Annotated in this window: 26 protein-coding genes; 10 read left to right on the forward strand and 16 right to left on the reverse strand. The window is 52.7% G+C overall.

Annotated elements, in window-relative coordinates:
• A complete protein-coding gene (locus AC5JMP_RS09670; RefSeq protein WP_495851240.1) occupies window positions 1-480 on the reverse strand; it encodes a GNAT family N-acetyltransferase in 480 nt (159 codons plus the stop codon).
• Window positions 481-601: 121 nt separating this feature from the next.
• Here AC5JMP_RS09670 and AC5JMP_RS09675 point away from each other — a divergent pair, with 121 nt between their 5' ends.
• On the forward strand, window positions 602-1183 hold the full coding sequence (locus tag AC5JMP_RS09675; RefSeq protein WP_495851241.1) for a TetR/AcrR family transcriptional regulator: 582 nt from the start codon (window positions 602-604) through the stop codon (window positions 1181-1183).
• A 113-nt stretch (window positions 1184-1296) separates the two neighbouring features.
• On the opposite strand, the gene argJ is transcribed toward AC5JMP_RS09675, so the two are convergent.
• Window positions 1297-2538 carry a bifunctional ornithine acetyltransferase/N-acetylglutamate synthase gene (argJ, locus tag AC5JMP_RS09680; protein WP_495851242.1) on the reverse strand — a complete coding sequence of 414 codons (1242 nt, stop codon included), beginning with the start codon at window positions 2536-2538 and terminating at the stop codon, window positions 1297-1299.
• A 76-nt stretch (window positions 2539-2614) separates the two neighbouring features.
• A complete protein-coding gene (locus AC5JMP_RS09685) occupies window positions 2615-3097 on the reverse strand; it encodes a peptidylprolyl isomerase (RefSeq protein WP_495851243.1) in 483 nt (160 codons plus the stop codon).
• A 179-nt stretch (window positions 3098-3276) separates the two neighbouring features.
• Between AC5JMP_RS09685 and AC5JMP_RS09690 the strand changes: the two genes are divergently transcribed.
• Entirely contained in the window at window positions 3277-4116 is an 840-nt protein-coding gene (locus tag AC5JMP_RS09690) for an alpha/beta fold hydrolase (RefSeq protein WP_495851244.1), read from the forward strand.
• 241 nt (window positions 4117-4357) lie between these two features.
• Here AC5JMP_RS09690 and lipA read toward each other — a convergent pair whose 3' ends face one another.
• The 5 genes from lipA to petC form a co-directional block, all read right to left on the reverse strand.
• On the reverse strand, window positions 4358-5227 hold the full coding sequence (gene lipA / locus AC5JMP_RS09695; protein WP_495851245.1) for a lipoyl synthase: 870 nt from the start codon (window positions 5225-5227) through the stop codon (window positions 4358-4360).
• Between the two features lie 209 nt (window positions 5228-5436).
• Entirely contained in the window at window positions 5437-7236 is a 1800-nt protein-coding gene (gene ggt, locus AC5JMP_RS09700; RefSeq protein ID WP_495851246.1) for a gamma-glutamyltransferase, read from the reverse strand.
• Between the two features lie 273 nt (window positions 7237-7509).
• Window positions 7510-8556: a pentapeptide repeat-containing protein gene (locus tag AC5JMP_RS09705; protein WP_495851247.1), complete on the reverse strand. Its 1047-nt coding sequence runs from the start codon at window positions 8554-8556 to the stop codon at window positions 7510-7512.
• A gap of 306 nt (window positions 8557-8862) precedes the next feature.
• Complete coding sequence (petA, locus tag AC5JMP_RS09710) at window positions 8863-9840, reverse strand: cytochrome f (RefSeq protein WP_495851248.1); 978 nt, start codon at window positions 9838-9840, stop codon at window positions 8863-8865.
• Between the two features lie 94 nt (window positions 9841-9934).
• Window positions 9935-10477, reverse strand: a complete 543-nt coding sequence (petC, locus tag AC5JMP_RS09715) for a cytochrome b6-f complex iron-sulfur subunit (RefSeq protein ID WP_495851249.1) — start codon at window positions 10475-10477, stop codon at window positions 9935-9937.
• 473 nt (window positions 10478-10950) lie between these two features.
• Between petC and AC5JMP_RS09720 the strand changes: the two genes are divergently transcribed.
• The 3 genes from AC5JMP_RS09720 (at window position 10951) to AC5JMP_RS09730 (ending at window position 12827) form a co-directional block, all read left to right on the forward strand.
• Entirely contained in the window at window positions 10951-11634 is a 684-nt protein-coding gene (locus AC5JMP_RS09720; protein ID WP_495851250.1) for a hypothetical protein, read from the forward strand.
• A 70-nt stretch (window positions 11635-11704) separates the two neighbouring features.
• On the forward strand, window positions 11705-11902 hold the full coding sequence (locus tag AC5JMP_RS09725) for a hypothetical protein (protein ID WP_495851251.1): 198 nt from the start codon (window positions 11705-11707) through the stop codon (window positions 11900-11902).
• 52 nt (window positions 11903-11954) lie between these two features.
• Window positions 11955-12827, forward strand: a complete 873-nt coding sequence (locus AC5JMP_RS09730) for a 3'(2'),5'-bisphosphate nucleotidase CysQ family protein (RefSeq protein ID WP_495851385.1) — start codon at window positions 11955-11957, stop codon at window positions 12825-12827.
• 153 nt (window positions 12828-12980) lie between these two features.
• Here the strand turns inward: AC5JMP_RS09730 and AC5JMP_RS09735 are convergent, their stop codons facing one another.
• Both AC5JMP_RS09735 and AC5JMP_RS09740 read right to left on the reverse strand, forming a co-directional pair.
• Window positions 12981-14108, reverse strand: coding sequence for an AI-2E family transporter (locus tag AC5JMP_RS09735; protein ID WP_495851252.1), 1128 nt, complete (start codon window positions 14106-14108; stop codon window positions 12981-12983).
• Window positions 14109-14508: 400 nt separating this feature from the next.
• Window positions 14509-14952, reverse strand: a complete 444-nt coding sequence (locus tag AC5JMP_RS09740; protein WP_495851253.1) for a hypothetical protein — start codon at window positions 14950-14952, stop codon at window positions 14509-14511.
• 417 nt (window positions 14953-15369) lie between these two features.
• On the opposite strand from AC5JMP_RS09740, the gene ccmP reads away from it, so the two are divergent.
• Both ccmP and AC5JMP_RS09750 read left to right on the forward strand, forming a co-directional pair.
• Window positions 15370-16008, forward strand: a complete 639-nt coding sequence (gene ccmP, locus AC5JMP_RS09745) for a beta-carboxysome protein CcmP (RefSeq protein WP_495851254.1) — start codon at window positions 15370-15372, stop codon at window positions 16006-16008.
• Between the two features lie 24 nt (window positions 16009-16032).
• On the forward strand, window positions 16033-16998 hold the full coding sequence (locus tag AC5JMP_RS09750; protein WP_495851255.1) for a pentapeptide repeat-containing protein: 966 nt from the start codon (window positions 16033-16035) through the stop codon (window positions 16996-16998).
• Window positions 16999-17005: 7 nt separating this feature from the next.
• On the opposite strand, the gene AC5JMP_RS09755 is transcribed toward AC5JMP_RS09750, so the two are convergent.
• Entirely contained in the window at window positions 17006-18049 is a 1044-nt protein-coding gene (locus tag AC5JMP_RS09755; RefSeq protein WP_495851256.1) for a potassium channel family protein, read from the reverse strand.
• 145 nt (window positions 18050-18194) lie between these two features.
• On the opposite strand from AC5JMP_RS09755, the gene AC5JMP_RS09760 reads away from it, so the two are divergent.
• Window positions 18195-18614 (forward strand): ExbD/TolR family protein, encoded by a 420-nt coding sequence (locus AC5JMP_RS09760; RefSeq protein WP_495851257.1) that lies wholly within the window; start codon window positions 18195-18197, stop codon window positions 18612-18614.
• Between the two features lie 24 nt (window positions 18615-18638).
• Here AC5JMP_RS09760 and AC5JMP_RS09765 read toward each other — a convergent pair whose 3' ends face one another.
• Window positions 18639-19739: a hypothetical protein gene (locus tag AC5JMP_RS09765; RefSeq protein ID WP_495851258.1), complete on the reverse strand. Its 1101-nt coding sequence runs from the start codon at window positions 19737-19739 to the stop codon at window positions 18639-18641.
• A 456-nt stretch (window positions 19740-20195) separates the two neighbouring features.
• On the opposite strand from AC5JMP_RS09765, the gene AC5JMP_RS09770 reads away from it, so the two are divergent.
• The gene (locus AC5JMP_RS09770; protein ID WP_495851259.1) at window positions 20196-22220 is read left to right on the forward strand and encodes a PP2C family protein-serine/threonine phosphatase; all 2025 of its coding nucleotides are present in this window, start codon (window positions 20196-20198) and stop codon (window positions 22218-22220) included.
• A 147-nt stretch (window positions 22221-22367) separates the two neighbouring features.
• A complete protein-coding gene (locus AC5JMP_RS09775) occupies window positions 22368-22589 on the forward strand; it encodes a ferredoxin-thioredoxin reductase variable chain (RefSeq protein ID WP_495851260.1) in 222 nt (73 codons plus the stop codon).
• Window positions 22590-22607: 18 nt separating this feature from the next.
• Here the strand turns inward: AC5JMP_RS09775 and AC5JMP_RS09780 are convergent, their stop codons facing one another.
• The 4 genes from AC5JMP_RS09780 to AC5JMP_RS09795 all read right to left on the reverse strand — a co-directional run bounded on the left by AC5JMP_RS09780 (window position 22608) and on the right by AC5JMP_RS09795 (window position 24608).
• The gene (locus tag AC5JMP_RS09780; RefSeq protein ID WP_495851261.1) at window positions 22608-22844 is read right to left on the reverse strand and encodes a hypothetical protein; all 237 of its coding nucleotides are present in this window, start codon (window positions 22842-22844) and stop codon (window positions 22608-22610) included.
• A 43-nt stretch (window positions 22845-22887) separates the two neighbouring features.
• Window positions 22888-23679 carry a YdcF family protein gene (locus AC5JMP_RS09785; protein WP_495851262.1) on the reverse strand — a complete coding sequence of 264 codons (792 nt, stop codon included), beginning with the start codon at window positions 23677-23679 and terminating at the stop codon, window positions 22888-22890.
• Window positions 23680-23859: 180 nt separating this feature from the next.
• Window positions 23860-24117, reverse strand: a complete 258-nt coding sequence (locus tag AC5JMP_RS09790) for a hypothetical protein (RefSeq protein ID WP_495851263.1) — start codon at window positions 24115-24117, stop codon at window positions 23860-23862.
• 110 nt (window positions 24118-24227) lie between these two features.
• Window positions 24228-24608, reverse strand: a complete 381-nt coding sequence (locus tag AC5JMP_RS09795; RefSeq protein ID WP_495849849.1) for a thiol-activated cytolysin C-terminal domain-containing protein — start codon at window positions 24606-24608, stop codon at window positions 24228-24230.
• Window positions 24609-25280: the final 672 nt, after the last annotated feature.

Consider the following 25280-nt stretch of genomic DNA (forward strand, 5'->3'; position numbering starts at 1 on the left):
TTATTTCCCCTGAGCAGTTAGAGTCTTGCGGAAAATGATCTTGTCATCGTCTGCCTTATAGAACTCGCGGATTCGTGCTTCCTCGTCGTAACCACTCTTGCGATAGAACGCTCGAACGTACTCGAAGCTCTCCAGTCCCGACGTTTCCACAAGCAGCAAACGTTCACCGCGCTCCGCCAACATCTGTTCTACTTGGGCTAGCAGTGCGGCACCGCGTCCCTGTCGCTGACGGTCAGGGCGAATGGCGAGCAGATAGAGATTCCACGTCCCTTGGGTCATTCGCTCCGGCGCGACATAGGCAACCCCCATCGGCCCGTCATCATCGTCAGTGAGCCAAAAGTCTGGGCTTTTAGTTTCGCTGCCGAAGTACTCGACCAGCATTTGGGTGAGTTCCTCGGTTTCATGCGACGGAAAGAGACCAGTCGCTTCAGCTAAGGCAATTAATGCAGGTATGTCATCAGGCGTAGTGGATCGAATCATAGAGAAATAACATTACAACAGTTATTATGCTGATTGAAAACATAACAACTGTTGTAATAAAATGTCAAGATAGACGTTTCACGTTGCTCTAAACCCAGAAAAGATATGAGTCAAGAGAATTATGAGTTATGACGATCGCCGTATGGAAGTCGCTAAAGCTGCATGGAAGGTAATTATCCGCGAAGGATTGGACCGCACCAGTATGCGGGCAATTGCGCAAGAACTTGGCTCCTCGACCGGGGTTGTCACCCACTACTTTCGAGATAAAGAGGAACTCACCCTGTTTGCCCTAGAACAAGTGTTTGCAAATGTCGTAGAAAATATGATCTGTGCTAAGGAACGGCAAGGCATTGACAGACTAGAGCAGATGATTTTTGCAGCTTTACCTTTGGAGGTAAGTGACAGAGACGATTGGAAGGTTTGGGCGGCGTTTTTGGGCTATTCGATCGGTCGTGAACATCTGGTTCAGGAACATCAAAGACGCTATGACTTTTTGTGCCAGATTATTTGCCAAGAGTTAGCTGACTTACAGACAGCTAAGCTGATTCGAGCCGACCTTGATTTAACCCTTGAAGCCAATGCGCTTATCGCTCTAGTAGATGGCATTGGTTCTAGAGTTGTCATCTTCCCTGAGCAGTTCTCCGCAATTCAACAGCAATACCTTGTACGGAGACATATCAATGCTTTATTAGCATCATCTTGAACACCAATGAGTAGGCTTCAAGCTACTGCCAACACTACTAGACATGAAAGCACAAAGATAATTTTTGTTGTAGGGTGAAAAGACCATGACCTGGATGCCCATACCCAAAAAGCTTAAGTCGTATACTCCGCATTAATTTTCACATAGTCATAGCTAAGATCACAGCCCCACGCCATGCCAGACCCACTGCCGCTCCCGACGCTGACCGAAACCAGCACCGTGTCCCCTTTCAAATACTCTCCAGCCGCCGCCGACTTAATATAAGCACTCGCCGCAGCCCGATCGAACGGCAAAGGCTGTCCATTCTCCATCAGCAGAAAATCACCCAACTGCACCCGCAGATGATCCTGCTCAAACGGCACCCCCGCCCGTCCAGCCGCCGCCGCGATTCTGCCCCAGTTGGGATCGCGTCCAAACACCGCCGCTTTGAACAACGCCGATCCCGCGATCGTTCGAGCAACTAGCCGCGCCGCCGCATCGTCCGTCGCTCCCGATACCCGCACCTCAATCAGACAGGTTGCGCCCTCGCCATCACGGGCGATCGCTTTTGCCAGATGCATACAAACTTCAGTGAGAGCCGCTTCCAGCTTATCGGCCTCTGCGCCCGGTTCCGTAATGGCAGGGGTGCGCGACTGCCCGTTCGCCAGAGCAATCAGCGAGTCATTGGTGCTGGTATCGCCATCCACCGTAATTTGGTTAAAGCTCTTGTCGGCAGCCCGACTCACCATCTGCTGCCACAGGGGCGGCGAAATGGTCGCGTCACAAGTGACAAACGCCAGCATCGTCGCCATATTGGGATGAATCATGCCAGACCCTTTGCAGATGCCGCCAATTCTCACGGGGCGACCATCTAACGTGGTTTCCAAGGCGATCGTCTTGGGGAGCAAATCCGTGGTGCAGATCGCCTTAGCCGCCTGATCCGAACCTGCCTCTGACAAAGCCGCCACGACTTGCGGAATCCCAGTTCGCAGACTGTCCATCTTAATCCGCTGCCCGATCACGCCCGTGGAAGCCACCAACACCAAATCTGCCGAGATGCCCAACGCCTGTGCGACCAGTTCCGTGCTTTCTACGGCATCTGCCAAACCCTGTGCCCCAGTAGCAGCATTTGCCTGTCCAGCATTGCAAAGAATGGCACGCGCCGAAGCCTTAGCTTGCAGCCGCTGACGGCAATAGTCTACACAAGCCGCCCTTACCTGACTGGTGGTAAAGACTCCTGCGGCGATCGCATCGACCTCCGACACAATCAGCGCCAGATCGGGGGCACCCGACGGCTTCAGTCCTGCGGTAATTCCTGCGGCTCTATATCCTTTGGGAGCCGTTACGCCTCCCGGAATCTCGTGCCATTCTGACATGGTTTTCTCCTCTCAATCTCTCAGTCGTCTGGTTGTGAGCAAGTGGTAAGCAAAGGGTGAATCTCTTTAAGCAGGGCTAGGGGGCGATCGTCACCGACAGCATTTTGTCGCCTTTGCGAATCTTCTGAATCACGTCTGTATCTGCCGATTTACCAAAGGCAGCATATTGTCCATCTAAAAATGAGGCGTTGCCCAAAGTTAGGAAAAATTGGCTGGTGGCGCTGTTGGGATCATTGGTACGCGCCATCGAAATCACGCCAGCCGTATCGTGCTTAATGATGGGCTTTTGTCCGGGGCTGAGGGTCTTGCCCACGGTCGGTTCTGCCGCGCCTTCTGCCCAAATTTCTAGAGGAATTGTTTGATCAGATCCGCCTGTGCCGTTGCCATCAGGATCACCACCCTGAATCACAAATCCAGGCTCAACTCGGTGAAAGGTTAGCCCATCATAGAAGCCGCTCTTCGCTAGATCGACAAAATTCTTGACCGTGATGGGAGCTTTTTCGTCATCCAGCTCAATCCGAATAGTGCCTTTATCCGTTTCCATCGTGACGTGAATCATAGTTTCGCCTCAATCTACAGTGCAATGTGAAGCCTAGTTTACGGCAATCTTGAACTCTTTGAGCCGAGAACTTGTCTAGCAGAACTTGTCTGCCAGAACTTGTGCTAGAGACCCTCAACACAGTAAGGTCAATAAACAGCAAGGTCAATGAAAAGTCAGCAAATCTGGACAGGCAAGCCGTGGCGACGCAGGAAAACACGATCGAGGTAGGTGGGCTGAAGTGGTTTTACCGAGCGGCAGAGCCAATGAACCCTTCAGAGAAATCTCCGGTGCTGCTGCTGCACGGCTTGCCCTCCCAAAGCTACGGCTGGCGAAACGTTCTGCCTGTTCTGGCGGGGCATGGCTTCAGAGCGATCGCCCCCGACTGGATTGGCTGTGGCGCTTCGGCAAAGCCCGACAAGCGCAATTTTGCCTACACCCCTGATGCCTATATTGCAGCGCTAGCAGCGTTAGTCCAGGCTCTAGAACTCAAAAAATTCTCCCTCGTCGTGCAGGGCTTCCTGGGTTCAATGGGCTTGCAGTATGCGCTGCGCCATCCAGAGCAAATCGATCGCCTTGCCATTCTCAACGCCCCGCTCACGACTGCTGCCAAACTGCCCTGGAAGATCCGGCAAATGGGCATCCCGCTGGTGGGCGAAATGCTAACGCAAGACCCATTGCTGACTGAGCGCACCCTAGAGGGCGGCGGCGGCTATGTAATTGACGAAGAGGATTTAGAGATTTATCGTCGTCCTTTTCTGAAAAGTTCTGAGGCTGGGCGATCGCTGCTGGCGATTGTCAAAAATCTTCAGCTTTCTGATGCAACTGCCGAAATTCAAGCCGGATTTGCTCAATGGCAAAAGCCACTGCTGCTGCTTTGGGGAACGCGCGATCCCTGGCTGCCCTATAGTCTGGCCGAAACTTTTGCGGCTGACGCAGAGCTGAATCCGCTGACCGAAGCAGGGCACTATCCCCAAGAAGATCGGCATGAGCAGGTTAGCATGGCGCTGTCAGATTTTTTGCGTCGTCAGATTCTTTAGCGGCTCGATGTTTTTGCCGCTCGATGTTTTTGCCGCCCGGATTTTTTGTGTCGCCCCATCTCTTTTTCGGCGTTGCTGAATACAGGTATGAATTGCCCTCATCCCCAGCCCTTCTCCTTGAGGAGAAGGGAGCTAGATCTCTTGTTCCCTCTTCATTCGGGAGAGGGCTAGGGTGAGGGCGGATTTTGCTACTCATACCGCTATTCAGCAACGCCTCTTTTTCTAGTGCGGCATTAAAGCCTCAGCGAGGATATTCCTGCATCAAGTCTCTCACCTGCTCGGCGTGATACGAGCTGCGCGTCAGCGGCGAAGACACTACCTGAAGGAAGCCCAGAGATTCGCCAAACTCTCGCCATGCGTCAAACTGCCCCGGCGTGACAAATTCCTGAACGCCCAGATGCTTCTGGCTAGGCTGAAGATACTGCCCAATTGTCAAGATATCGCAGCTTGCCTCCCGCAAATCCTCCATCACTTGACGGACTTCCTCATCCGTTTCGCCCAAGCCCACCATGATGCCAGACTTGGTGTAAGTTGCAGGAGAAATCTGGCGCGTTTGGTGCAGCAGCTCCAGCGATCGCCCATAGTCGCCCTGCGGACGTACCCGACGGTAGAGGCGGGGAATAGTTTCGGTGTTGTGGTTTAGCACCTCTGGCTGGGCTTGCAGAATCAGCGCCAGCGCCTCCCAGTTGCCGCACAGATCGGGAATTAGGACTTCGATCGTCGTCTGAGGCGAGGCGGTTCGTACCGCCTGAATGCACCGGACAAACTGCGATGCGCCTTCGTCGGGCAGGTCGTCGCGGTTGACGGAGGTAATCACCACATGGTTAAGCTTCATCCGGCGCACGGCTTCTGCCAATCGCGCTGGCTCAGTTGGGTCGAGGGGCTGCGGCTTTTTCTCAAAATCAATGTCGCAGTAGGGACAGGCGCGAGTGCAGGCGGGTCCCATAATCAAAAAGGTGGCAGTGCCGTGACTAAAACACTCGCCAATGTTGGGGCAAGATGCCTCTTCACAGACCGTGTTGAGCGCCAAGTCTCTGAGGATTTCTTTAACGCTGCCGACTCGTTCCCATTGAGGCGCTTTGACGCGCAGCCAGTCTGGTTTAACGACCACGTTGGTATTTTTACCGATAGGTTATCAGATTTATCTTAGCAAGCAGAAAGCGAGTGAGTGAAAAGCGATCGCTCAGGACTGCCTTGGCTGTCAGGATTACCTTGGCGCACAGGGTTGCCTTGACGCTCAAGATTGCCTTGGCGCTTAGGATTGCCTTGGCGCTTAGGATTGCCTTGGCGCTCAGGATTGCCTTGGCGCTCAGGATTGCCCTAGGGCATGACCGTCATCGCAGAGCCGCCGCCTCGGCGCACAGGTTCAGCCACCGCAACAAGGGTGCCATCAGATTGAATCACCAGTCCCGTAGCTGCCCCAATCTCAGGAACAGGTTCCAGACTATGCCCTAGTGCCGTCAAAGCCTGACCCAGTTCCTCCGCTTCCAGACCGCCATCTACTTGGGTAATGCCGCCATTACGCTGAGACAGGCGGGGAGCAGCGATCGCCTCATTCATCGGCAAACCCAAATCTATCAAATTGACGGCAATGCCCACTACCGTCGTGATGATGGTGGAGCCGCCTGGAGAACCAAAGGCAAGCACTCTGCCGTCTGGTGCAAAAGCGATCGTCGGAGCCATGCTGCTACGGGGACGTTTGCCCGGTTCTGGCGCGTTGGGGTGGGGGCTAGTGGGGTCAAAGTCGGTCAGCTCATTATTGAGAATAAAGCCATAGCCCGGAACGACAATACCCGAACCGCCCGTGGACTCGATCGTCAGCGTGTAGGAAACAACGTTGCCGAAGCGATCGCTCGTCACCAAGTGTGTCGTAGAAAGCCCCTCCTGAGTTTGTGCCATAGCTACCGCTGGAGGAGCAGTCAGGCTGGGGCTAGGGTCTTTCTGATGGGGCAAAGGGTTTCCAGGAGCCGCGCGAAAGGCTTTCTCGTCAGCCGGGGCGCGATCGCCTATCTCCCGTCGCCGCAGTTCTGCAAAGCTCTCACTCTGTAAGCCCGGTAGCGGCACATCTACAAATTCTGGGTCGCCCAGATAGGCATTGCGATCGGCAAATGCCAGCCTTTCAGCTTCGATGACATTGTGCCAGATTTGAGGGCGATCGAGCTGGCTAAGATCAAATCCTGCCAACATCTTCAGAACTTCGCCTAGAGCAATACCGCCGCTGCTGGGCAAACCCATACTGTAGAGCTGGTAGCCGCGATAGGAGGTTTTGATGGCAGGTCGCACCCGCACGGCATATTGGTCGAGATCTGCCAGGGTCATGCCGCCCGAAATCACGCGAAAGGGTGGATCGCTGACGGGAGGATTCTGAACGGTCTGGGCGATCGCTTTGCCAATGTCGCCCCGGTAGAACTCGTTAATGCCTTTATCTGCCAGCAGCCTGTAAGTTTTTGCCAAGTCAGGATTTTTGAATGTCGCGCCCACCACAGGCGGCTTGCCCTGCGGCAAATAGAGCGATCGCGTAGAGCTAAATGCCGCAAACCGCGCCTGATTCTGGGCAATCTGGCTGACAAAGGTGGCATCGACGGTGAAGCCTTTCTCCGCTAGGGCGATCGCGGGCTGTAGAGCCTGAGACAAGCTCAAAGTGCCATAGCGGCTCAGCGCTTCTGCCCATTCTGAGAGCGTACCCGGAACTCCCACCGCGGCACCGTTGCTAATGCGATCGGGCATGAAGGTCAGCAGCTCGCCCGTCGGACTATCTGGATTTTTGAACATATCCACCGTTGCCGTTGCCGGAGCCTGTTCTCGCCCGTCGATCGTGATGACGCGATCGACATCCTTGAGATAAACCACCATGAAGCCGCCGCCGCCAATCCCTGCTGAGAAAGGCTCGACCACCCCCAAAGCTGCCGCCGTAGCCACCGCTGCGTCAACAGCATTGCCTCCCGACTTCAGCACATCGATACCCACCTGGGTAGCGCGCGAATCGACAGAGGCGATCGCGCCGCCATGACCGATTGCCACTGCGGGATTTGCCTGGAGGGGAATCTGGGCTACTGTCGGAGAACGCTGAAAGAAGAGCATCAAAGCTAAAGCCAGCAACCCTAAAAAAGTTCGTTGCATCGGTTATTTCCGCAGTCAAGATGAAGAGATTGAAGCGATAGTATCCCCTGCTTAAACGCGCTGCAAGTTTTTCCTTCAAGTTTTATAGCTGTCGCCAGTTTGCCTATACATTTAAGACCCAAACAGGTCAGATGATTTTCGAGAGCCGCGCTCCGCACGGCTCTCGAAAATCATCTGACGCCTCATCAACTTAAATTGGTATTAGGACATTTAGGGTGGGGCGCTTCGCGCCCCACCCTAAATGTCCCTGTCTTAACCGCCTTGGCGGTTGTTTTACCAATGGAGCTTGCCATCGGGCATAATTGCCTCCGTCAAACAGGCTCCTTCTAGCCGAGCCTCCCAAAGATTAGCCTGATGCAAATTGGCTTGGCTCAAGTCTGCTCCCGTTAGATTTGCCCCCGTCAAATTTGCCATGGTTAGGTCAGCCTTGACCAGTTTTGCCCCTGCTAAATTGGCTTTGCCCAGGCTGGCTTCTCGCAAGTCAGCTTCATTGAGCACTGCGCCCTGAAAATTAGCGGTGTAGAGATTTGCCCCAATCAAATTTGCGCCAATTAAGGTCGATCGCATCAAGTTTGCATGGCTCAGATTTGCCATACAAAGATTTGCCAAGCTGAGATTTGCCTTTGATAAATTGGCTTTGTACAGCGTTGCGCCAATCAGATTGGATAGACAAAACACAGCCACACTGAGATCAGCTTCTCGCAGATTGGCTTCCCGCAAATTAGCTTGAATAAAGCTTGCCTCCCGCAAATCAGCATGGCTCAAATTGGTGGCATAGAGCGTTGCATGACTAAAATTAGCGGTGTAGAACTTCGCAGCGGTCAGATCAGCCTGGGTCAAGTCGGCTTTGGTCAAATCGGCAAGACAGCCATCGGCATGGCTGAGTTCGGCAAAGCTGAGGTTAGCTGCCTGTAGGCTGGCTTCCCGCAGGTTGGCTTCCCGCAAATTCGCCAGCCGTAAGGAGGCATTCTGGAGATTAGCTCTGTGCAAATTTGCAGATTGTAGGTTGGCTTCCCGCAGATCGGCTCCCGACAAGTTGGCTTCCTGCAAATTAGCCGCTTCTAAATTGGCTGTATAAAACAGAGAAGCTTGCAGATTGGCTCTTTGCAAATTTGCCCGACTCAGGTTTGCCATGCAGAAGTCGGTGTGGCGCAAAATGGCAGCTCTCAAGTTGGTGCGATCGAGAGCTGCCTCCCTGAGATTAAACTGATCTAGATGAATCTGACTCAGATCGGGATAAATTTCTCTATGGTCATTTCGCCAATTGTTCCAGACAGAAATTCCCTGTTTGAGCAGTGCCAAATGCGCCTGATTAGCCATCAGATTGATCTTTGCATCCTGCCCTCAAGGGATAAGTCACTGCCAAAATGTTTTACAACGCTTTGCGCTTGGTTTAAGTATGGGGCAACTGCCAAGGTGGTTAGGACATTTTGGTGGAGTGCTTTGCGCCCCACCCAAAATATCCTAAGCAAACTAGCGACAGCTATACAAGTAAACGGGATAGCTACATTAGGGATGAAAATAGGGATGAGGTTAATATTCCCCTACATTTTCTAAAGCTCTCAAGCATGAAAAAGCACCCCGATCGCGGAGTGCTTTCCAGACATTCATGAGCTACGGAGCAAGCTAGAAGGTCATTTCAGCTTCTTGAACTCGCTCGACCTGCTTCTTCTTCAGCACCAACATGATTTGAGACAGCGTCACAGCTGCCAAGAAAGCCAGCAAACCCTTGACGCGGTTGGGGCTTTGCAGAACGATCTCCACATCTTTCTGACCAAAGCCGCCTACGTTGGGATTTGAGGTGATGGCAGCACCTGCCGCCACTTCTTCGCCCTGAGAGACGATTAGCTCTGGCCCCGCAGGGATTGTATCCGTTACGGTCGTGCCGTCTTCCTTGGTGAGGGTTACGTCATAGCCACCATCATCTTTTTTGGCGATCGCCGACACCACCCCAGCCGCAGACGCGTTGTAGACCGTGTTGTTGCTCTTTTCACCCGTGGGATACACCTGACCCCGACCCCGATTGGCACCCAGATGAATCTGATATTTGCCAAACTGCACCGCTTTATTGGTGGTTGGGTCAGGAGACAGAACCGGAAAAACGATCTCTTGGTACTGCTCACCGGGCAGAGGCCCTACCAAAATAATGTTGTCTTGGGTTTCGCTGTAAGGTTGGAATAAGTAGCCAGGTCCTACCTCTTCCTTCATGTCCTCCGGAATCCGATCTTCTGGGGCAATCTTGAAGCCTTCTGGCAACATCAGCACTGCGCCTACGTTTAAACCGCCCTTCTCACCGTTGCTCAAAACCTGTTGGGTATTAAGGTCGTAGGGAATTTTGACGATCGCCTTAAAGACCGTGTCAGGCAGCACTGCCTGAGGAACTTCGACCTCAGAAGGCTTGGCGGCAAGGTGACAGTTGGCGCAAACGATTCGTCCTGTGGCTTCGCGGGGCGTCGCGTAATTTTGCTGTGCCCAGAAAGGATAGGCAGCGGCAGATTGAGGAGCGACCAGATCGCTGCCGAATAGCGCAATCGTCGCTAAAGCAATGCAGAGAAGCAGTTTTTTACTGCGGGTCAATAGGGTTGACCAAAAAGTTAGTCTCATGGGTGGCGTTCTTTGCAAAGGATGGCAGTTCAAAAGGGGTGGCAGTTGAAGAGGGCGATCGGCATAGCAATCGGCGTAAAATGCGGGCTAAAGGCTAGGCCCACCAGGGTTCTTCTTGAGTACGGAAATCAGTTTCAGTCCACTGGCTGAAGGCAACCTTACCGTCTTCGGTGGGCGCTGCGTGTACCAGGGCTAACGACAGAGGTGCAGGACCTCGTACCACTTTGCCCTCGTTGTTGTACTGAGAGCCATGGCAAGGGCACATGAACTTGTTTTCGTTGGCGTTCCAGGGAACCACACAGCCTAAGTGGGTGCAAACAGCGTTGAGACCATAGCTAGCGATCGCATCTGCGCCTTCCACGGTGATGTAGGTCGGGTCGCCCTTCAGCCCTTGCGCCAAAACTCGCTCACCCGCTTTGTGCTCCTCTAAAAACTTGCTCAGCACAATATCATTGCCCAGAGCATCTTTGGCAGTCACGCCGCCGCCCGTGCCGCCACTCGACGGTGGAATAAAATACTTGACCACGGGATAAAGCGCTCCTAGCGCTGTTCCGGTGACTGCCCCAAAAGTCAGCAGATTCATGAATTGACGACGACCCAAATCGGGTACATCAGAAGTTCCAGAGAGTTGAGTCATGATTTGACCAAAGGGTGTCAGTTGAATGGGATGTTTAGGGCGCTACAGGCTGCAATCAGCCGCAATAGATTCAGTATTGCCATGCGACCGTTTTTTCTTAAGTCTGCTTCTTAAATTGAGGATCAGGCAGACAAAAACATCAGGCTGCGAGGTTGGGGAAACCAGAGAGTGCGATCGCCGCTACCGTCTCAGCAGGAAGTTTGCAGCTTTTCTATAGACATTATTACATGGTATGCAGCCGCAATCTATGGAGGCAGACCTGTAGCGCCAAATTTATTCTACAGGTCTGCAACTCAATCTATAGCTGTGTTCACAGCGGTTAGGATAGGGGCATTTTTGAGGTCGTGCTCCACGACCTCAAAAATGTTCTAAGCCCGATGATTATGGCTGTAGGGCGGATGGGAAGATGGCTGTAAGTGGCGCGGCTGTAGTATCATGGCTGTGCTTGCAGTTGTCTAGCCTAAACTCCCGCTATGCCTAATTCTGATTTGCGATCGCCTCACCGTTTTTTGAGCAAAGCTCATTGGATTCGCCTGTCTGTTGCGCAACTGGCATCGGCTGGGTTGGTGGCTACTGCGCTCCCGGCTTCTGCCTTTTTCTACAGCACTCCCGCTTCTGACACAACCTATCGCAGCACCAGCGCAGACTACCGCACCTGTGTTGCTCAAATTACGGGCGCAGGGATTGTTGCCGCCGATGCCGCAACAGCCTGTGCTGCGGCTCTGTATCCTAGAGACTTGTCAAAGTGCGTGACGAACATTGACGCTGGCACAGCATTGACTTCAGCAGATGCGATCGCTAACTGCACTAGAGTTCGTCGCCCTGTTGAGTTAGCTACCTGTGTGGTAGACATTGGGGCGATCGACAACCCCACGGAGACGGCACCATTGCTCAACATTGTCGATCACTGCCGCCGTAGTCTGCTGCCGCTGAGATTTTCAGCTTGTGTGGTGGGGCTAAGGAGCCAGGTTGATTTTGCAACCTCAGCTGCTCTATCAAACTGTATTGCCGCCACCAACCGCCCCCGGAATGTGTTGCCCAACTTTATGCCCAGCGGCATGACTTCGACAGAGCCTCCTACCGCTCAGCCTGCTCCTGATCAGCTGCAACAAGCTGTGCCAGAGACAACGCCTTCTGCTCCCACACCTGCTAAATAGTAGATTAACGCGAGTTTTGCCCGCTGGCAGCCTCACCTGAAAGCAGCTCCCTACTTTCTTTATCTGACCTGTGACGATGATTTCGCCGCCGTGGGCTTGCGAGCATCTGCTTGAGTATCTGCCGGATGAAGGCGCTCAGGATGGCTCTGCATCACCTCAATTGCGGGGCTGGCAAAATGTGATGCCGTCTAGGGGAGGCAGCATCACGTCTAAAAGTAATCATTTCATGAGGTTTAGACGGTTGCCGTTACGCCTGCAATCTTTGTAGAGATAATGGGCGAAAAAGCACAGGAGAAGCGATCGTGGAAGAACTTCAGATCATGACAGATCAGACCGTAGATGAGATCTTATCTGTTGTCCGTTCGCTGGGGTGGGGTGCGGCAGCCATTTTGCGATCGTACTATCGAGGCGAGCCAGATGCGGCTGGGATGGCGCGATCGCTTGAAATTCAAGACAAGAAAGATGGGCCTGTAACAGCAGCCGATTTAGCGGTCAATCACTACGTTTTGAGCAAGCTGGAAGCCATCTTTGGCACAGAGAATTTCGGCTACTTGAGCGAAGAAACCTACAAAGCCCAAGGCGCAGACACACCTCTCCCCTACGACTGGGTCTGGATCTTAGACCCATTAGACGGTACGCGAGACTTTATTGACAAAACAGGCGAATATGCTTTTCATCTAGCGCTTACCCATCAAGGTCGCCCTGTCATCACCGTTGTAGCTTGCCCAGAGCTAGAAAAACTTTACTACGCCACTTTAGGCGGGGGGGCATTTGCAGAAACTTCTGGCGGCAGCCAGCCCCTGCAGGTGTCGTCGCAAGACAATATTGCCAGCCTAACGCTAGTCGCTAGCCGCACCCATCGGGACGATCGCTTTAACCAACTCCTCAAACAGCTTCCCTGCCAAGATCAGCTTTTTGTCGGCAGCGTTGGCGGCAAGATCGCGGCAATTGTGGAGCAGCGAGCAGAGGTTTATCTCTCTCTATCGGGCAAGTCTGCGCCCAAAGATTGGGATATGGCGGCTCCAGAGCTAATCTTGACCGAAGCTGGAGGGCGCTTTACCCACGCAGATGGCTCACCCTTGCGCTATAACCAGGGCGATGTCAGTCAGTGGGGCTGCTTAATTGCCAGCAACGGCGCTTGCCATGACCAGCTTTGTGCCGAGGCAACGCGGATTTTGGCACAGGAGAGCTGATCAACTTTGGATTTCAGGGGAGTTCAAAATTTAGAATAACTGTAGCTGTCGCCAGTTTGCTTAGGGTATTGAGGAAGGGGACATTTAGGGTGGGGCGCGAAGCGCCCCACCCTAAATGTCCCCTTCCTCACCGCCTTGGCGCTTGCCATACTTCTACTCCCCTTCGGTAGCCACCGGAGAAGGCTTCATAGGCAGGTCTGGGTCAGTGGATTCAGTCATGATTGTGGTGGAGACTAGCTGCAAATCCTGCGGATTCGTGCGGATAGCATCAAATGAACCTTTGATGAAACTGGCGATCGGTACAGCAACCACCAACCCCAAAAAGCCGCCTAGCTTCACGCCCAAGTCTAGCGAAACCAGCATCCAGACCGGATTTAATCCCGTAAGCTCTCCTAGAATTCGAGGAGCCAAAAGATTCTCGATCACCTGGTTGATGATGACTGCCACCAGCAGCACCTTCACGCCTAGCCAAAAATTTTGCAGCGCCAACAGCAAGCTAACGACTAGAATCGTCGTCGTACCGCCAAAAGGAATCAGGCTAGCCACCCCAATACCCACGCCAAAGAGCTGTGCCAAAGGAATTCTAAGGCTCAGCAAAACCGTCGTTTGCACTAGGCTGATGATGGCAGCCATTGTTGCCTGACCTGCAATGTAGCGCTCAAAATTAAGCGGTAGCGCCTGTCGGATCTGGTTGTTCCAGCCCAAGGGTAGCCATCCTAAAATTCCAGCCCAAAGACTTTCGCCCCGCAGCACCAAAAAGATCGTGAAAACCAGCGTCAAAAACACGTTGACGACACTGCCGATCGCCCCAAACACAATGCTAAAGGCTTGGCTAGTAAACGATCGTAGCCCCGTCGTGAACCGAGCCACCGTTTGGTTGAACGTCGTGCTGATGTCGATTGGCAACTGCTGAGCGATCGCCCAATCCTCAATGGTTTTAAGCTGCTGCTGACCCGACTTAATCCATTCTGGTAGGCGAATGAGCAGCTCGTTGGCCTGCCGCAAAATCAGCGGCGCCAGAAAGACTGCCAACACCCCCAGAATAAATAGAAACGCTAGCAGCACAATTCCAACAGCAATGCCGCGCTTTACCCCACGATCTTTAAGAAACCGAATGGGGTAATCCAGCAAAAAGGCAAGCAGCGTTGCTGTAATCAAAATGGTCAGCAAGGGCTGTAGCTCTTGAGCCAGCAGCGAGAGCAGCCAGCCATTCAAGAAAATGAGTGGGAAAGTCAGCCCAAGTGTGAGCAGACGCGGCAGCTTTGAAATGGACTGAAACATGGGGGAGGGGCACTGTAGACTTCAAACCAGATTATCAAGCAGATCGGAGGGAGTTTCGAGCGCAGTATTTTAAGCGCAATCCACTAATACAGTAGCGTAAGGGCGATCGTCTCAGGTCACTCGAAGGGCTTGACATTCATTGAACTGATCACGCAAAGCCGTGAAGCTCAATGGCGACCTTGCCAGCTCAACGCAGAATCGCTCAAGGACATTTAATGACTGGCTTGAACAGTACAGCGCTACGCGCTTAGATCCAATGAGTTATTTTTTGAGAGCCGCGCTCCGCGCGGCTCTCAAAAAATAACTCGTCCTAACTCAATTACGTAATGCCATATCGTCAGTTCTGGGAGGAGAACTGCGATCGCTTGGAGGATTATCGACACAAACCGCAAGGGCAATCCTAAACTTCTGGCTGGCAAGCATTCCGACTGGGCTGAGCAGACAGCAACAGGTCTGCTCGCCAAAGCCCTGCTCGACAGACGAGAGGACAATATTGGGTGATGAGCTGTCGCTGTTGAGCAGTGGGTGGCAGTCTAGCAATATCGTACTTGGCGATCGCTCTGGCAAGACGGCGGGCATCATCAAAAGGTGCGCCACATTTGAGCAGCCGTCGCCAGTAGAGGAACATGATTTTTTTTAGGGCAAGGGTTTGAGCGATCGCCTGGGCATCATCGGCTGAAACGCCCAAAGCCGTAAGCTTGTGCCAGTCAAATTCTAGGGCAGCTTCAACGGTTAGGGATTGAGGCGGAGCAAAGGTTGAATGATTGTAGGTTCGAGAAGTGGGACGGGAAGTGGAGGAGCGATCGCCGGAGGCGGGCAAAACGCTCAGGTTAGAGTTATTCATACAGGCAGGAACCCTGGGGCTAGATAGGTGACGTGCTGTTGTAGCTTGGTCGTAATGTCGCTGTAACTGCTCACTGCTTCACACAAGAATTCCTCATTTTCGGCGGCAATTCTGTGATCTCAGACACCTGTAGCTGTTGCCAGTTTGCTTAGGACATTTAGGGTGGGGCGCTTCGCGCCCCACCCTAAATGTCCCCGTCCTCAACACCTTGGCAATTGCCATAGCAGTCGGTACAAAAGTCAGCATGACGGATTAACGAGATTAATGTTGAGGGCATTCTACAGCGCGAGTCGGCAGCGATCGCACTTCCCCTCAAATTTTTAGCGCTAGATCATCGCCAAACCGCTTAAAGCTTGTTAACAAAGTCAGGGATAATGGGAAACTGAGTTGATGATCTTACGCACCTGAATATCCACCTTGGGCATTGACCTTCGCAGCTACGTTTATTTGGACAACTTGCAGCGTCAGCACGCTGCCTACTTAGGCACTCAGGCTCTGGGATTTCTGCCCTTGCCTGGAGATTCTTCGCTCTGGGTAGAAATCTCTCCTGGTATTGAAATCAATCGCTTGCTGGATATTGCCCTGAAGGCAGCATCCGTTCGCCCTGGCGTATTGGTGATTGAGCGCTTATACGGGCTGCTAGAAGTTCACTCTGACAAGCAGAGTAACACCAAAGCCGCAGGACGAGCCATCTTGGATGCGATCGGGGCAAAAGAACGGGACTGTCTCAAGCCTCGCATCATCTCTAGCCAGATCATTCGCAATATTGATGCCCATCACACGCAGTTAATTAACCGCACCCGCAGAGGCAATATGATCCTGGCAGGGCAGACGCTGTATGTGCTGGAGGTAGAACCTGCTGCCTATGCGGCACTGGCTGCTAACGAAGCCGAGAAAGCGGCGTTGATCAACATTTTGCAAGTCTCGGCAGTGGGCAGCTTTGGGCGGCTGTATCTAGGCGGCGAAGAGAGAGATATTATGGCGGGTTCTCAGGCAGCGCTAGGCGCGATCGAAAACATCGCCGGACGAGAGGTTCCCGCAGCTCGAAACGAATAGCACGATGAGTTTTAAACAGGGTTGATGCCGAAGCCTCTGAGGGCAAAAACGGCGAGGGCAAAAATGGCGAGGGCAAAAATGGCGAGTGGAGAATTGCTGGCGTTACTGAAATGGGGGGCGATCGGCTGGGCTGATTGGCGATCGCGGCATCCTCAAGCTGAGCCAGACCTAAGTGCAGCCGACCTACGCGAGCTAGATTTGAGCCAGGTAGATTTGGGCAAAACCGACCTGAGCAGAGCCTGCTTGGTGCAAACCAATTTAATGGGGGCAAACTTGAGAGAAGCCAACCTCAGCCATGCCAACCTGTATGAGGCAAATTTGACGGCGGCCGATCTGTCGGGTGCCGATTTGAGAGAAGCCCATCTGATCGGGGTCAACCTCAGCTTTACCGAGCTTCAGGGCGCCAATTTGCGGGGGGCAGATCTGAGAGAAGGCAACCTGCGCGGCGCAAATCTCAGCCTTGCCAATTTGATCGGCACCGACTTTCGTCAGGCAAACCTGAAGGAAGCCGATTGTAGCGATGCCAATTTGATGAAAGCAGACTTGACCCATGCCCGTCTCAATGGCGCGATTTTTACAGGCGCAAATTTGAGCTGCGCCAACTTTTGCTGTGCTGAGCTAGTTGCCGCCTATTTTCCCAAAGCCAGTCTCTACCGCACCCTGTTTAGAGATGCTCAATTGGTTCGAGCCTTTCTGGTGGGGGCAGTGCTTGTGGAAGCCGACCTTGAGCGATCGAACTTAAGCTGGGCAAACCTCAGCCGAGCCAACCTCACGAGCGCCCATTGCCCTGGCGCAAACCTGCATGGCGCCAATATTAGCCGTGCCGATCTCCGCAAGACCAATCTGCAAGGTGCAAACCTGCGAAACACCAATCTCACGAAAGCCAACTTGTCAGGAGCCAACCTGCAAAATGCTGACCTGTTCTTCGCCGATCTGAGCAACGCCGACCTGCGAGGAGCCATTATGCCCAACGGTAGCCTCCACCCCTAGTCTGCGCCTACCCACCGCGATGGCGCGGCAAGCGCTTCATTTCATAGAGGCGAGAAAATTGCGGAATGTCGCCTGTATGCCCTAAGACAATCACCGTATCTCCGGGCTGCAAGATCTCTTGATGGCTAGGATGGGTGAGCAAATCGCCTTCTCGACGGCGAAGCGCCACAACAATGAAAGTTCCTTTGCCGCGAATCTCTAAGTCGGCGATCGAGCGTCCCACCAAAGGCGAGTTGGCAGGCACCGCCAGCTCATCGACCTGTACATCAATTTGGGCTAACAGCTCATTCAGACGGGTACGCTCTTCGCTTTGATCGAGAAATTCGATCGTATTGGGATGAGTAATCAAATTTGCCATGCGTAGCCCGCTGATGCTGGCCGGGGAGATCACATGATTTGCCCCTGCCAAGCGCAGCTTGTTTTCGGTGGTTGGCACTTCACCCCGCGCCACAATCATCAGGTGAGGATTCAAGCCCCGTGCCGTTAGGGTAATGAACACGTTGATGGCATCATCAGGCAGCACCGTAGCCAGCACCTTCGCCCGCCCAATTCCGGCAGATTGCAGCACCTGCTCCTCGCTGGCATTTCCCTGGCACACCCGATATCCCATCGCTTCGGCACTGGCAATGCGATCGCTGTTGTTGTCCACCACGACAAACGGATGCTCAGCATCGACTAGCTTGCGGGCTAAGACTTGCCCAATTCGCCCATAGCCACAGACGATCGCGTGATTCTCTAACTGAGCAATATCTTTGGTTTTACGACGGCTATCCAAGGCTCGATGAATTTCTCCTTCTGTCACCATTTGCACAAATCCTCCCACAACAAAAGCGGCTGAGATCACTCCAGCAACAATGACAAGAATCGTGAAACTCCTTTCGGCGATCGAAATAGGGCAAAATTCGCCATAGCCAATACCAAAGATGGTAATGACCACCATATAAATGGCATCAAAAAGCGGACAGCCAAATAGGGTATAGCCAAAGACTCCACCCACCATCGTGATCATAGAAAAGATTGCGCCGATCTGGATACCGCGACCCAATGCCATAATCCGCATCCTTTGGCTGAAACCGATCGCACTCTAACGCTAAATTGATGCACCCTGTGTTGTACCCAATACCAGATCTGCGCAAGTTCTGAGATATGGTGAATGCAGCCTGCTTTGCCTGTCTATCTCCCCCTGTCTATCTCCCATGCGCACCAAAAATAATCGATCGCATTCTCAAATGCCCGAAATCAACCTGATTCCAATGCTAGACGTGTTGATGACGGTCTTAACCTTTTTCATCATTGTTTCTATGACACTGACAGGGGAACAGATCTTCAACGTTAGTCTACCGACCGGGCAATCTGAAGAAGATAAACAGGCTGAAGCCAAGCAAGCCAAACTGACGATCGGGCTAGATAAAGACGGTAAAACCGTGATGGATAATCAGCCTGCGGTCGAGCAAGCTGTGGTGCAACGGGTGCAAAAGTTCTTGTCTGAAAACCCTGAGGGCATCGTCACCCTCAAAGCCGACAAAGGATTGAAGTACGAAAATGTCTTGGGTCTGCTCAGAACTCTGAGAGACTTGGGGGGCGATCGCGTTTTTCTGGCGATCGAAAAAGGCTAGAGCGGTAAGCCAAGAGCAATCACCCTAGAGCGGCGACTTACTCCAAACTACAAGCAGGGTTGACTGACTGTCTTTAGTCGGCACAAGGCTAAAAAAGTGGCTGTCACTGCCACGAATCGCTTCATAGATAAAGCCGCCGCCATAGTTGCCTTGCAACACCACGTCAATCTCAGCCGCCTGAAACTTAGGTCGTAAGCTGCCAAATACAGCGTCAACATCCTGGTTTTCGATATATGCCGCGTTCTCTCCGTCCGCCTTGAGTTGGGGAGAAGCCTCAGTCGGATTCTCGAAAAACGCGCCAGGTTCGGCTAAAAGCTCAGTGGGGTTACTGACGGTTTGCCAGCCGCTAGTGCTAGAAGTCGGCAAAATGCTCGTCAGGTCAGCCAAAAACTTTGAATCTCCGGTCGGCAAAATCGCCTGATCGCCGCTCTGCATCAGCGGATCGGGGATCACCAAAATATTAGTTCCCCCTGCCGCATTGGGAATCAGGCTCAAGAACTGAGTTGCTCCCCCCTTCATAACCCGGTAAACCATGCGTTGAGAAGACTGTTCAACAGGCTCAACGCCGTAGCCTTGACGCGCCAACTGCTGCTGCAACCACTCATCTACCTCACCGATCTCCTTGGAAGTCTTGCGACCAAACGGCTCATAGGCAGAGGGCAAGCCAAAAGTGCCCGGTTGTGCATCTGGATATTGGGGAAAGTCGCTAGGAAACGCATCAACGACAGTCGGGCTGGGCGTAGCAGCAACCAACTGAGGAGAGGTCGGTGCGCTAGGAGAGGACGGGCTGGAATACACAGCAGACTGAGAGACAACTGTGGGTCTAGGAGTGCTCACAACTGCAACCGCAGGACGGGCTGGAACTGCTGCCACGGTCGGCTTGGCGGTAGCGGGGGCAGCGGCGGCACTGGGCTTTGTAGTGGACGGCTCAGCAGGCGGCAGTTGCGTGATGGTAATGGCTTGCTCCTTCGCCGCTTTTTCTGCGTCAACGGCTTTAGGAGGCAGCGGCACCAGCAGCGCCAAGGCATGGATGCCCACAGACAGCAGCAGCATCGGGCGCACCACCCGCCAAATCAATTGCCACCGACTAGGCTGCGAGTTGTTGAGAGAAAACGACCTAGCCATGAATTTAGGATCAAGAATAGTTTTGTGATTAACCGTTATGCAGTGCTGTGCCCTCTAGCCAAAAATGGCTTTCAGCTAAAAACAGCCTAGCGTAAAAGCATCCTTGGGTTAAAGATATCGCTTATGCTGGCAAAACTCTTGTGTCCAGCAATACCCCTGCCTGGGGTGATTATCCTCTGAGAATTTTCGTCTGTGGGAATTTTATCTGCGAGTATCGGTGGATTGCAAATGCTCGTTAATGCTCTAAAAAGTTGATTTTCAAAGGCGCTTCGCGCCTTTGAAAATCAACTTTTTAGAGATTCGGGTTGCGCTTTACTGAGCATAGGCGGCTTAGTCAAGATTGGGTGAAGAAGAAATGCTTCGTTAGTGCGCAACAGGTCAGTGATTTAGCTATACCATTAGTCCTTGCGTGCGTCTCCCGCATAATAGTTAGAGAATCTTGCCCCCCTCTCATTCATGAGTCATCCTTCAGTGCAAATTCAATGCGTTAATTCGGAGTGCCTGCATCCAGACAATGCTCTGGGGCAAACCCTGTGCGATCGCTGTCAAACCCCCCTGGTATACCGCTACCTCTGGGCAACCAGAGCCATGAGTGGAGCAGCCAATCCTGCGGATATTCCCGTAAATACGCTAGTTGCCGATCGCTACTGGGTGACTCGTCCCCAAATTTGGCTAGATACTCAGCCCGCGAGAGCCGCAGATGTGCCAAACCTGATGCCAAACCTGGCGCTGTCTTATCTCTACCTCTACGCCCATCGCTTGCACTTGCCGGGGCTATACGGATTTTGCGCAGAAACTGAAGACGATGAGGCGATCGCTCTCCTAGACAATGCTCCACTTGACGAAACTGGGCAGTTGCTGCCTATGCTGGAAGCCGCTTGGCAAACCACGCCTCCAGTGCGGCAGATTTACTGGCTGTGGCAAATATTGCAGCTTTGGCAACCCCTGAGACACCAAGGTGTGGCAACCAGTCTGTTAGTGCCTGACAACCTGCATATCGAAGGCTGGCGGGTGCGGGTGCGAGAGCTATTACCCGATCGCCCTGAAGATCCTCCGCAATCTGCTCAGCTACCAGATGATGAGTCTGCCATTGCCACGAAGGTGCCAGGTGAACCTGCCGCAGTGGAATCCAGCCTTCCCTCGCTCAAAGACCTAGGGGCACTCTGGCAAACTTGGGTCATGTCGAGCCTAGATTCACCGCAGCCTCTGCAACAGATTTGCCAGCAGATGCAAACCTCAGAAGAGGCAGACTTTGAGACGATCGCCGCACAGCTAGACAAGCTGCTGCTAGCGCAAACCGCACGGCTACCGCTCTACTTGGACATTGCTGGAGCCACCACCACAGGTCCTCAGCGCACCCACAATGAAGATGCTTGCTTTCCGATCGCATCACCCGCCGATGAGACGCTGGCTCCCCATGTGGGGATCATCTGCGACGGCATTGGCGGACATGAGGGCGGCGAGGTGGCTAGCCAGTTGGCATTGCGATCGCTCCAGCTGCAAATTCGCGTCTTGCTAGCAGAACTAGCTGGACAGCCAGAACCACTGACTCCCGCTGTGGTTAAGCAACAGCTGACAAAGGCGGTGCGCGTCGTCAACAACCTGATTGCCAACCAAAACGACACTCAGAAGCGCGAACTTCGTCAGCGCATGGGTACCACGCTAGTGATGGCACTCCAGCTCCCCCAGCAGATTCCGACAGGATCAGAGCCAGCGACGGGCAACGGACATGAGCTTTATCTAGTGCATGTCGGCGACAGTCGGGCTTACTGGATCACCTCAAAGTATTTGCATCAGCTCACCCTAGATGACGATGTAGCAACGCGAGAAGTGCTGATGGGAAGAAGCCCCTACCAGGAGGCGCTTCGGCGCTCTGATGGTGGAGCCTTGACTCAGGCGCTCGGCACCCGCAATGCAGACTTGGTAGAAGTGAATGTGCAGCGATTCTTCATTGAGGAAGATGGCTTACTGCTGCTCTGTTCTGATGGTCTGAGCGACTACGATCGCATTGAGCAATCCTGGCAGCCGATCGCTCAAGCTGTGCTAGAAGGTAAAATCTCGCTGCGAGAAGCCGTCCAGCAGTGGATTGGCATCGCCAACGAAAAAAACGGACATGACAACACTTCTGTCGTGCTGCTGCGATGTATGGTGAGCCAGCCACCTAGCCCAGAGATCAGCACCAGCGCACCCACTCCCGAAACAGCATCGATCGCCCTCCCCAATATCGATGACAGCCTAGCAGACTCCTCGCGGGCGCTGCTCTATGACGAGGAACCGCCGCCCACCCTTCGCCCTGCCCCTGTCTCTTCCTGGAAGCCTCTCACATTAGGAGTAAGACTCCTAGGGCTGATGGTTCTAGCCGCGATCGCCGGAATCTTGGGTGTGGCAATTTGGCAGCAGATGGAGCGATCGCCCTCATCTAGTTCTCCTACGCCGTCATTGCCTCAATCCTTACCCCAACCATCCACCCCATCTCCTTAGCCTGGGTGGGAGCATAGCCCTCGCTCAGTCTGATCTAAAACCCTAATCTGCAAGAGGTCTATTGAGCGGTAGGATAGGGGAAGAAATTGATGTCAATACTGGCTAGAGCATTGGCTCAGCCGACCTAGGATAGAATCTGAACCGTTTATGAAAGTTGGCGATCGCGTTCGTGTCAAAGAATCTGTTTTGGTTTACCACCACCCCATCCATCGCAATCAAGCCCTCGATATTCAGGGGATGGAAGGCGAGATTGCTGCCTTTGCCAACGAGTATCACGGTAAGCCCATCAGCGCTAATTTCCCGATACTGGTAAAGTTTGAGAGCAAATTCAAAGCACACCTGCGGGACTTTGAGCTAGAGGTAATCTAGTCTCTGGTGATTTGGGTTCTACCGCCGATAAAACCATTGCAGTGGGTTCAGCTCGCCCTGCATTTGTATCAGCTCTTGGCGATGCTGAGCTGCAATTTTGGCATACCAGCGGCAGTGATCAGCGTGGGCTTGTCGCCGCTGAGCCTCGTCATAGAAAGCCCGCGTGTCTTGATACACCTCAAACCGAGGATCGATCGCGGCGGGGGGAAGCGGAATCAGGTAAGAGAAACCATTGACATGACAGGATTGCGACATTGCTATGGGTGTCTGCTGTAAGCGTTTTCAATAGCGTAACGAATTACAGCCAGCCTCGCAGACCGTAGATAAACAAACCAATATATTCCTTGATCGATCGCGTCAACTGATTTAGATTTCTGGCATCTGGCAGAGCATTGAGCACAGTAGAAGCCAAGGTATCTTCGGAGAAGTCTAGCTCTTCTTGAGACACCAGAAAATCTGTAGGAGCCGCGATCGCTTCAATCCCCTGTTTTTGAAAGATTCTCAGCGATCGCGGCATATGTAGAGCGGAAGTAACCAGCAGGATTTTATTAATTCCCCGCTGCTGCAAAATTTTCTTGACGTTGACAGCATTCTCGTAAGTGTTCAGCGAAGTCGCGTCTTGCAGAATAGCGGACGCAGGCACCCCCATCGTTTCGATCAAAGTCTTCATATCTGACGATTCTGAGGAGCTAACCTCCTGCAAATTCAGCGTCCGACCGCCGCTCAAGATCACGATCGGCGCTTTGCCCTGGCGGTAGAGCTGTGCGCCGTAAATCATGCGATCGCCTTCCTCCATCACATCCACTGCTGGACGAGGATAGATTTGTGGACGCGTTGCGCCACCCAAAACGACGATCGCCTCTGCGTTGGGCAGTGTCGCCGGAATATTTTGCCACTCTAGCGATCGCGTTAGCTGATTGGCGACCCAACTATTGCCACCGACCAGCAGCAGCGCTAGCGCCATCACAATGCTTAAAGCCGAGAGCCTTGGTCGTTTCCAAATCAATAGCAGCGCCAGCAGCAGCAGCAGGCAAGCTAGCCCCAGGGGATAAATAAACAGAGGCAACAGCTTTGAGAAATAGAGGGACATAGTATGTGATCTTCCAATCATCTGTTCCCTCAATACTGTAACCGCCAAATTCAGACGGTCAAGATGTGGAAATCGTCGTAAAAACATTGTCGTAAAAACAAAGCCTATATCGCGCTCCCAAGCTCCAACACGAGTTGTTGTCCCATAGCTGAAGATATCGATAACAAACTTTTGAGCTTTCTAGTACTGCCCTAGAAGAGCAAGGCGATCGCTCCCCCAGCAAAAATCACTGGCATAAATTCGTGCAGAGTTAGGAAATGGGAGGAGAGGCGATCGTATTGAAATAGTGGCAGTCACTAAGATGCGAGTGAAGAAGGGATTCCTGTGCAGACGCTTCTGGGTTATCTTAAAGCCGCTCTCATCCAAAACCCGTTGATAGCAATCGGTATCGACATGAAGAAATTGCAGGAAGAACGCCTCCCCCGTTGCGGGTTCCACGAAGCATGACCCCGATCGCAAAGTTCACCTATTGAAAACCGATCGGGGTTTGCTGCGTCATGCTAGACAGGGCTTGTTGAAAAATCCACGCCACAGCAGCGCTGTATTGCCTAGAAATCAGCCGTACAGTCCCGTGACCAGTCACCTCTGAAAATGGTGCCATAGGTCTTGAAGCAGCTGCCATCATTGGCAGTTTGATTGAACAGCTCTCGCTTAGGCTCCCAGAACAAACCTGTGAGCATTTGTCCCCGAACCCTGATGCTTTGGCTGCCCACAGGCAGTGTGACGGTTTGTTTTTTACCGACCACCAGACCAGAGACTTTGACTTCGTTACGTTGTCCATTGGCGGTGTAGCTAACTTGGTAGTCCGCAACATAGCCGCCCTGGTTAAAGACGGTGACTTTGGGGCCAGACAAGGCTAAGGCAGACATGGAGATTGCAGGAACAGCGGCGAGAATCAAAGCTGAGACTGAAGCGATTTTACGTAGCATGTTGTTTCTCCTAGTTTTGTGTCAGTGTTCTTGGGCTTCTGAGGATAGGAACGATCGAAAGTTTTGACTTATGCAAGGTTAGGAAAAATTAGCTAAAGGTCGCGATCGCAGCCACAGAAAATCTTGGATGAGCCATAGCCTGATTTCTTGATGAGAGCAACATCCATCTATGCTGATTGAAAAATATGCTGGCTGGAAAATTCACTCAGACTTTGTAACCTTGCGTAGAGATATTTGGCGGCAAATGTTTGTCCGAGCGTCCACCCGATCGGCTTAACCAGGCTGGATTGTCTAACAAGCATGGGGAATGTCTGGGCATCCAGGCACTCTGACGATCGAGCGTCTTGAATTTACAGCGGTTATCTGCCGCAGAAAAGAACCGGCAATAATTTAGACGATCGCTCCATCGTCTACCTCCTCATCCGGTAATTGTCCAAACCGTCCCGACGACATTCGATTGAACGTTCCCTTCAATTTTCTTTACCTCAAAAGCTGTTCTCAACTTTGCGTTTAAATGGTATTCTTTTATACAGAATAGTTGCGTTATCTTCACCAAGCCACATTCTAGTTGGATTAAGCAATCTCCTGAAAAAAGCTATTCTCTTGAATACTCTGGTTGATAGCTACTGCATGTTCTATTTTTGTCCCTTTCACGATACACGAGGGCAGTAA

The sequence above is a fragment of the Drouetiella sp. genome, from assembly GCF_059504425.1.

Coding starts and splice junctions, on each gene's coding strand:
- AC5JMP_RS09780 (WP_495851261.1), bottom strand. CDS start 22,844: ATGTCGCAATCCTGTCATGTCAATGGTTTCTCTTACCTGATTCCGCTT.
- ggt (WP_495851246.1), bottom strand. CDS start 7,236: ATGCAACGAACTTTTTTAGGGTTGCTGGCTTTAGCTTTGATGCTCTTC.
- AC5JMP_RS09765 (WP_495851258.1), bottom strand. CDS start 19,739: ATGGCTAGGTCGTTTTCTCTCAACAACTCGCAGCCTAGTCGGTGGCAA.
- AC5JMP_RS09795 (WP_495849849.1), bottom strand. CDS start 24,608: ATGCTACGTAAAATCGCTTCAGTCTCAGCTTTGATTCTCGCCGCTGTT.
- AC5JMP_RS09775 (WP_495851260.1), top strand. CDS start 22,368: ATGAAAGTTGGCGATCGCGTTCGTGTCAAAGAATCTGTTTTGGTTTAC.
- AC5JMP_RS09670 (WP_495851240.1), bottom strand. CDS start 480: ATGATTCGATCCACTACGCCTGATGACATACCTGCATTAATTGCCTTA.
- AC5JMP_RS09730 (WP_495851385.1), top strand. CDS start 11,955: ATGACAGATCAGACCGTAGATGAGATCTTATCTGTTGTCCGTTCGCTG.
- AC5JMP_RS09735 (WP_495851252.1), bottom strand. CDS start 14,108: ATGTTTCAGTCCATTTCAAAGCTGCCGCGTCTGCTCACACTTGGGCTG.
- AC5JMP_RS09770 (WP_495851259.1), top strand. CDS start 20,196: ATGAGTCATCCTTCAGTGCAAATTCAATGCGTTAATTCGGAGTGCCTG.
- AC5JMP_RS09705 (WP_495851247.1), bottom strand. CDS start 8,556: ATGGCTAATCAGGCGCATTTGGCACTGCTCAAACAGGGAATTTCTGTC.
- AC5JMP_RS09685 (WP_495851243.1), bottom strand. CDS start 3,097: ATGATTCACGTCACGATGGAAACGGATAAAGGCACTATTCGGATTGAG.
- AC5JMP_RS09740 (WP_495851253.1), bottom strand. CDS start 14,952: ATGAATAACTCTAACCTGAGCGTTTTGCCCGCCTCCGGCGATCGCTCC.
- AC5JMP_RS09760 (WP_495851257.1), top strand. CDS start 18,195: ATGCGCACCAAAAATAATCGATCGCATTCTCAAATGCCCGAAATCAAC.
- AC5JMP_RS09720 (WP_495851250.1), top strand. CDS start 10,951: ATGCCTAATTCTGATTTGCGATCGCCTCACCGTTTTTTGAGCAAAGCT.
- AC5JMP_RS09785 (WP_495851262.1), bottom strand. CDS start 23,679: ATGTCCCTCTATTTCTCAAAGCTGTTGCCTCTGTTTATTTATCCCCTG.
- argJ (WP_495851242.1), bottom strand. CDS start 2,538: ATGTCAGAATGGCACGAGATTCCGGGAGGCGTAACGGCTCCCAAAGGA.
- petA (WP_495851248.1), bottom strand. CDS start 9,840: ATGAGACTAACTTTTTGGTCAACCCTATTGACCCGCAGTAAAAAACTG.
- AC5JMP_RS09755 (WP_495851256.1), bottom strand. CDS start 18,049: ATGGCATTGGGTCGCGGTATCCAGATCGGCGCAATCTTTTCTATGATC.
- AC5JMP_RS09675 (WP_495851241.1), top strand. CDS start 602: ATGAGTTATGACGATCGCCGTATGGAAGTCGCTAAAGCTGCATGGAAG.
- petC (WP_495851249.1), bottom strand. CDS start 10,477: ATGACTCAACTCTCTGGAACTTCTGATGTACCCGATTTGGGTCGTCGT.
- AC5JMP_RS09750 (WP_495851255.1), top strand. CDS start 16,033: ATGCCGAAGCCTCTGAGGGCAAAAACGGCGAGGGCAAAAATGGCGAGG.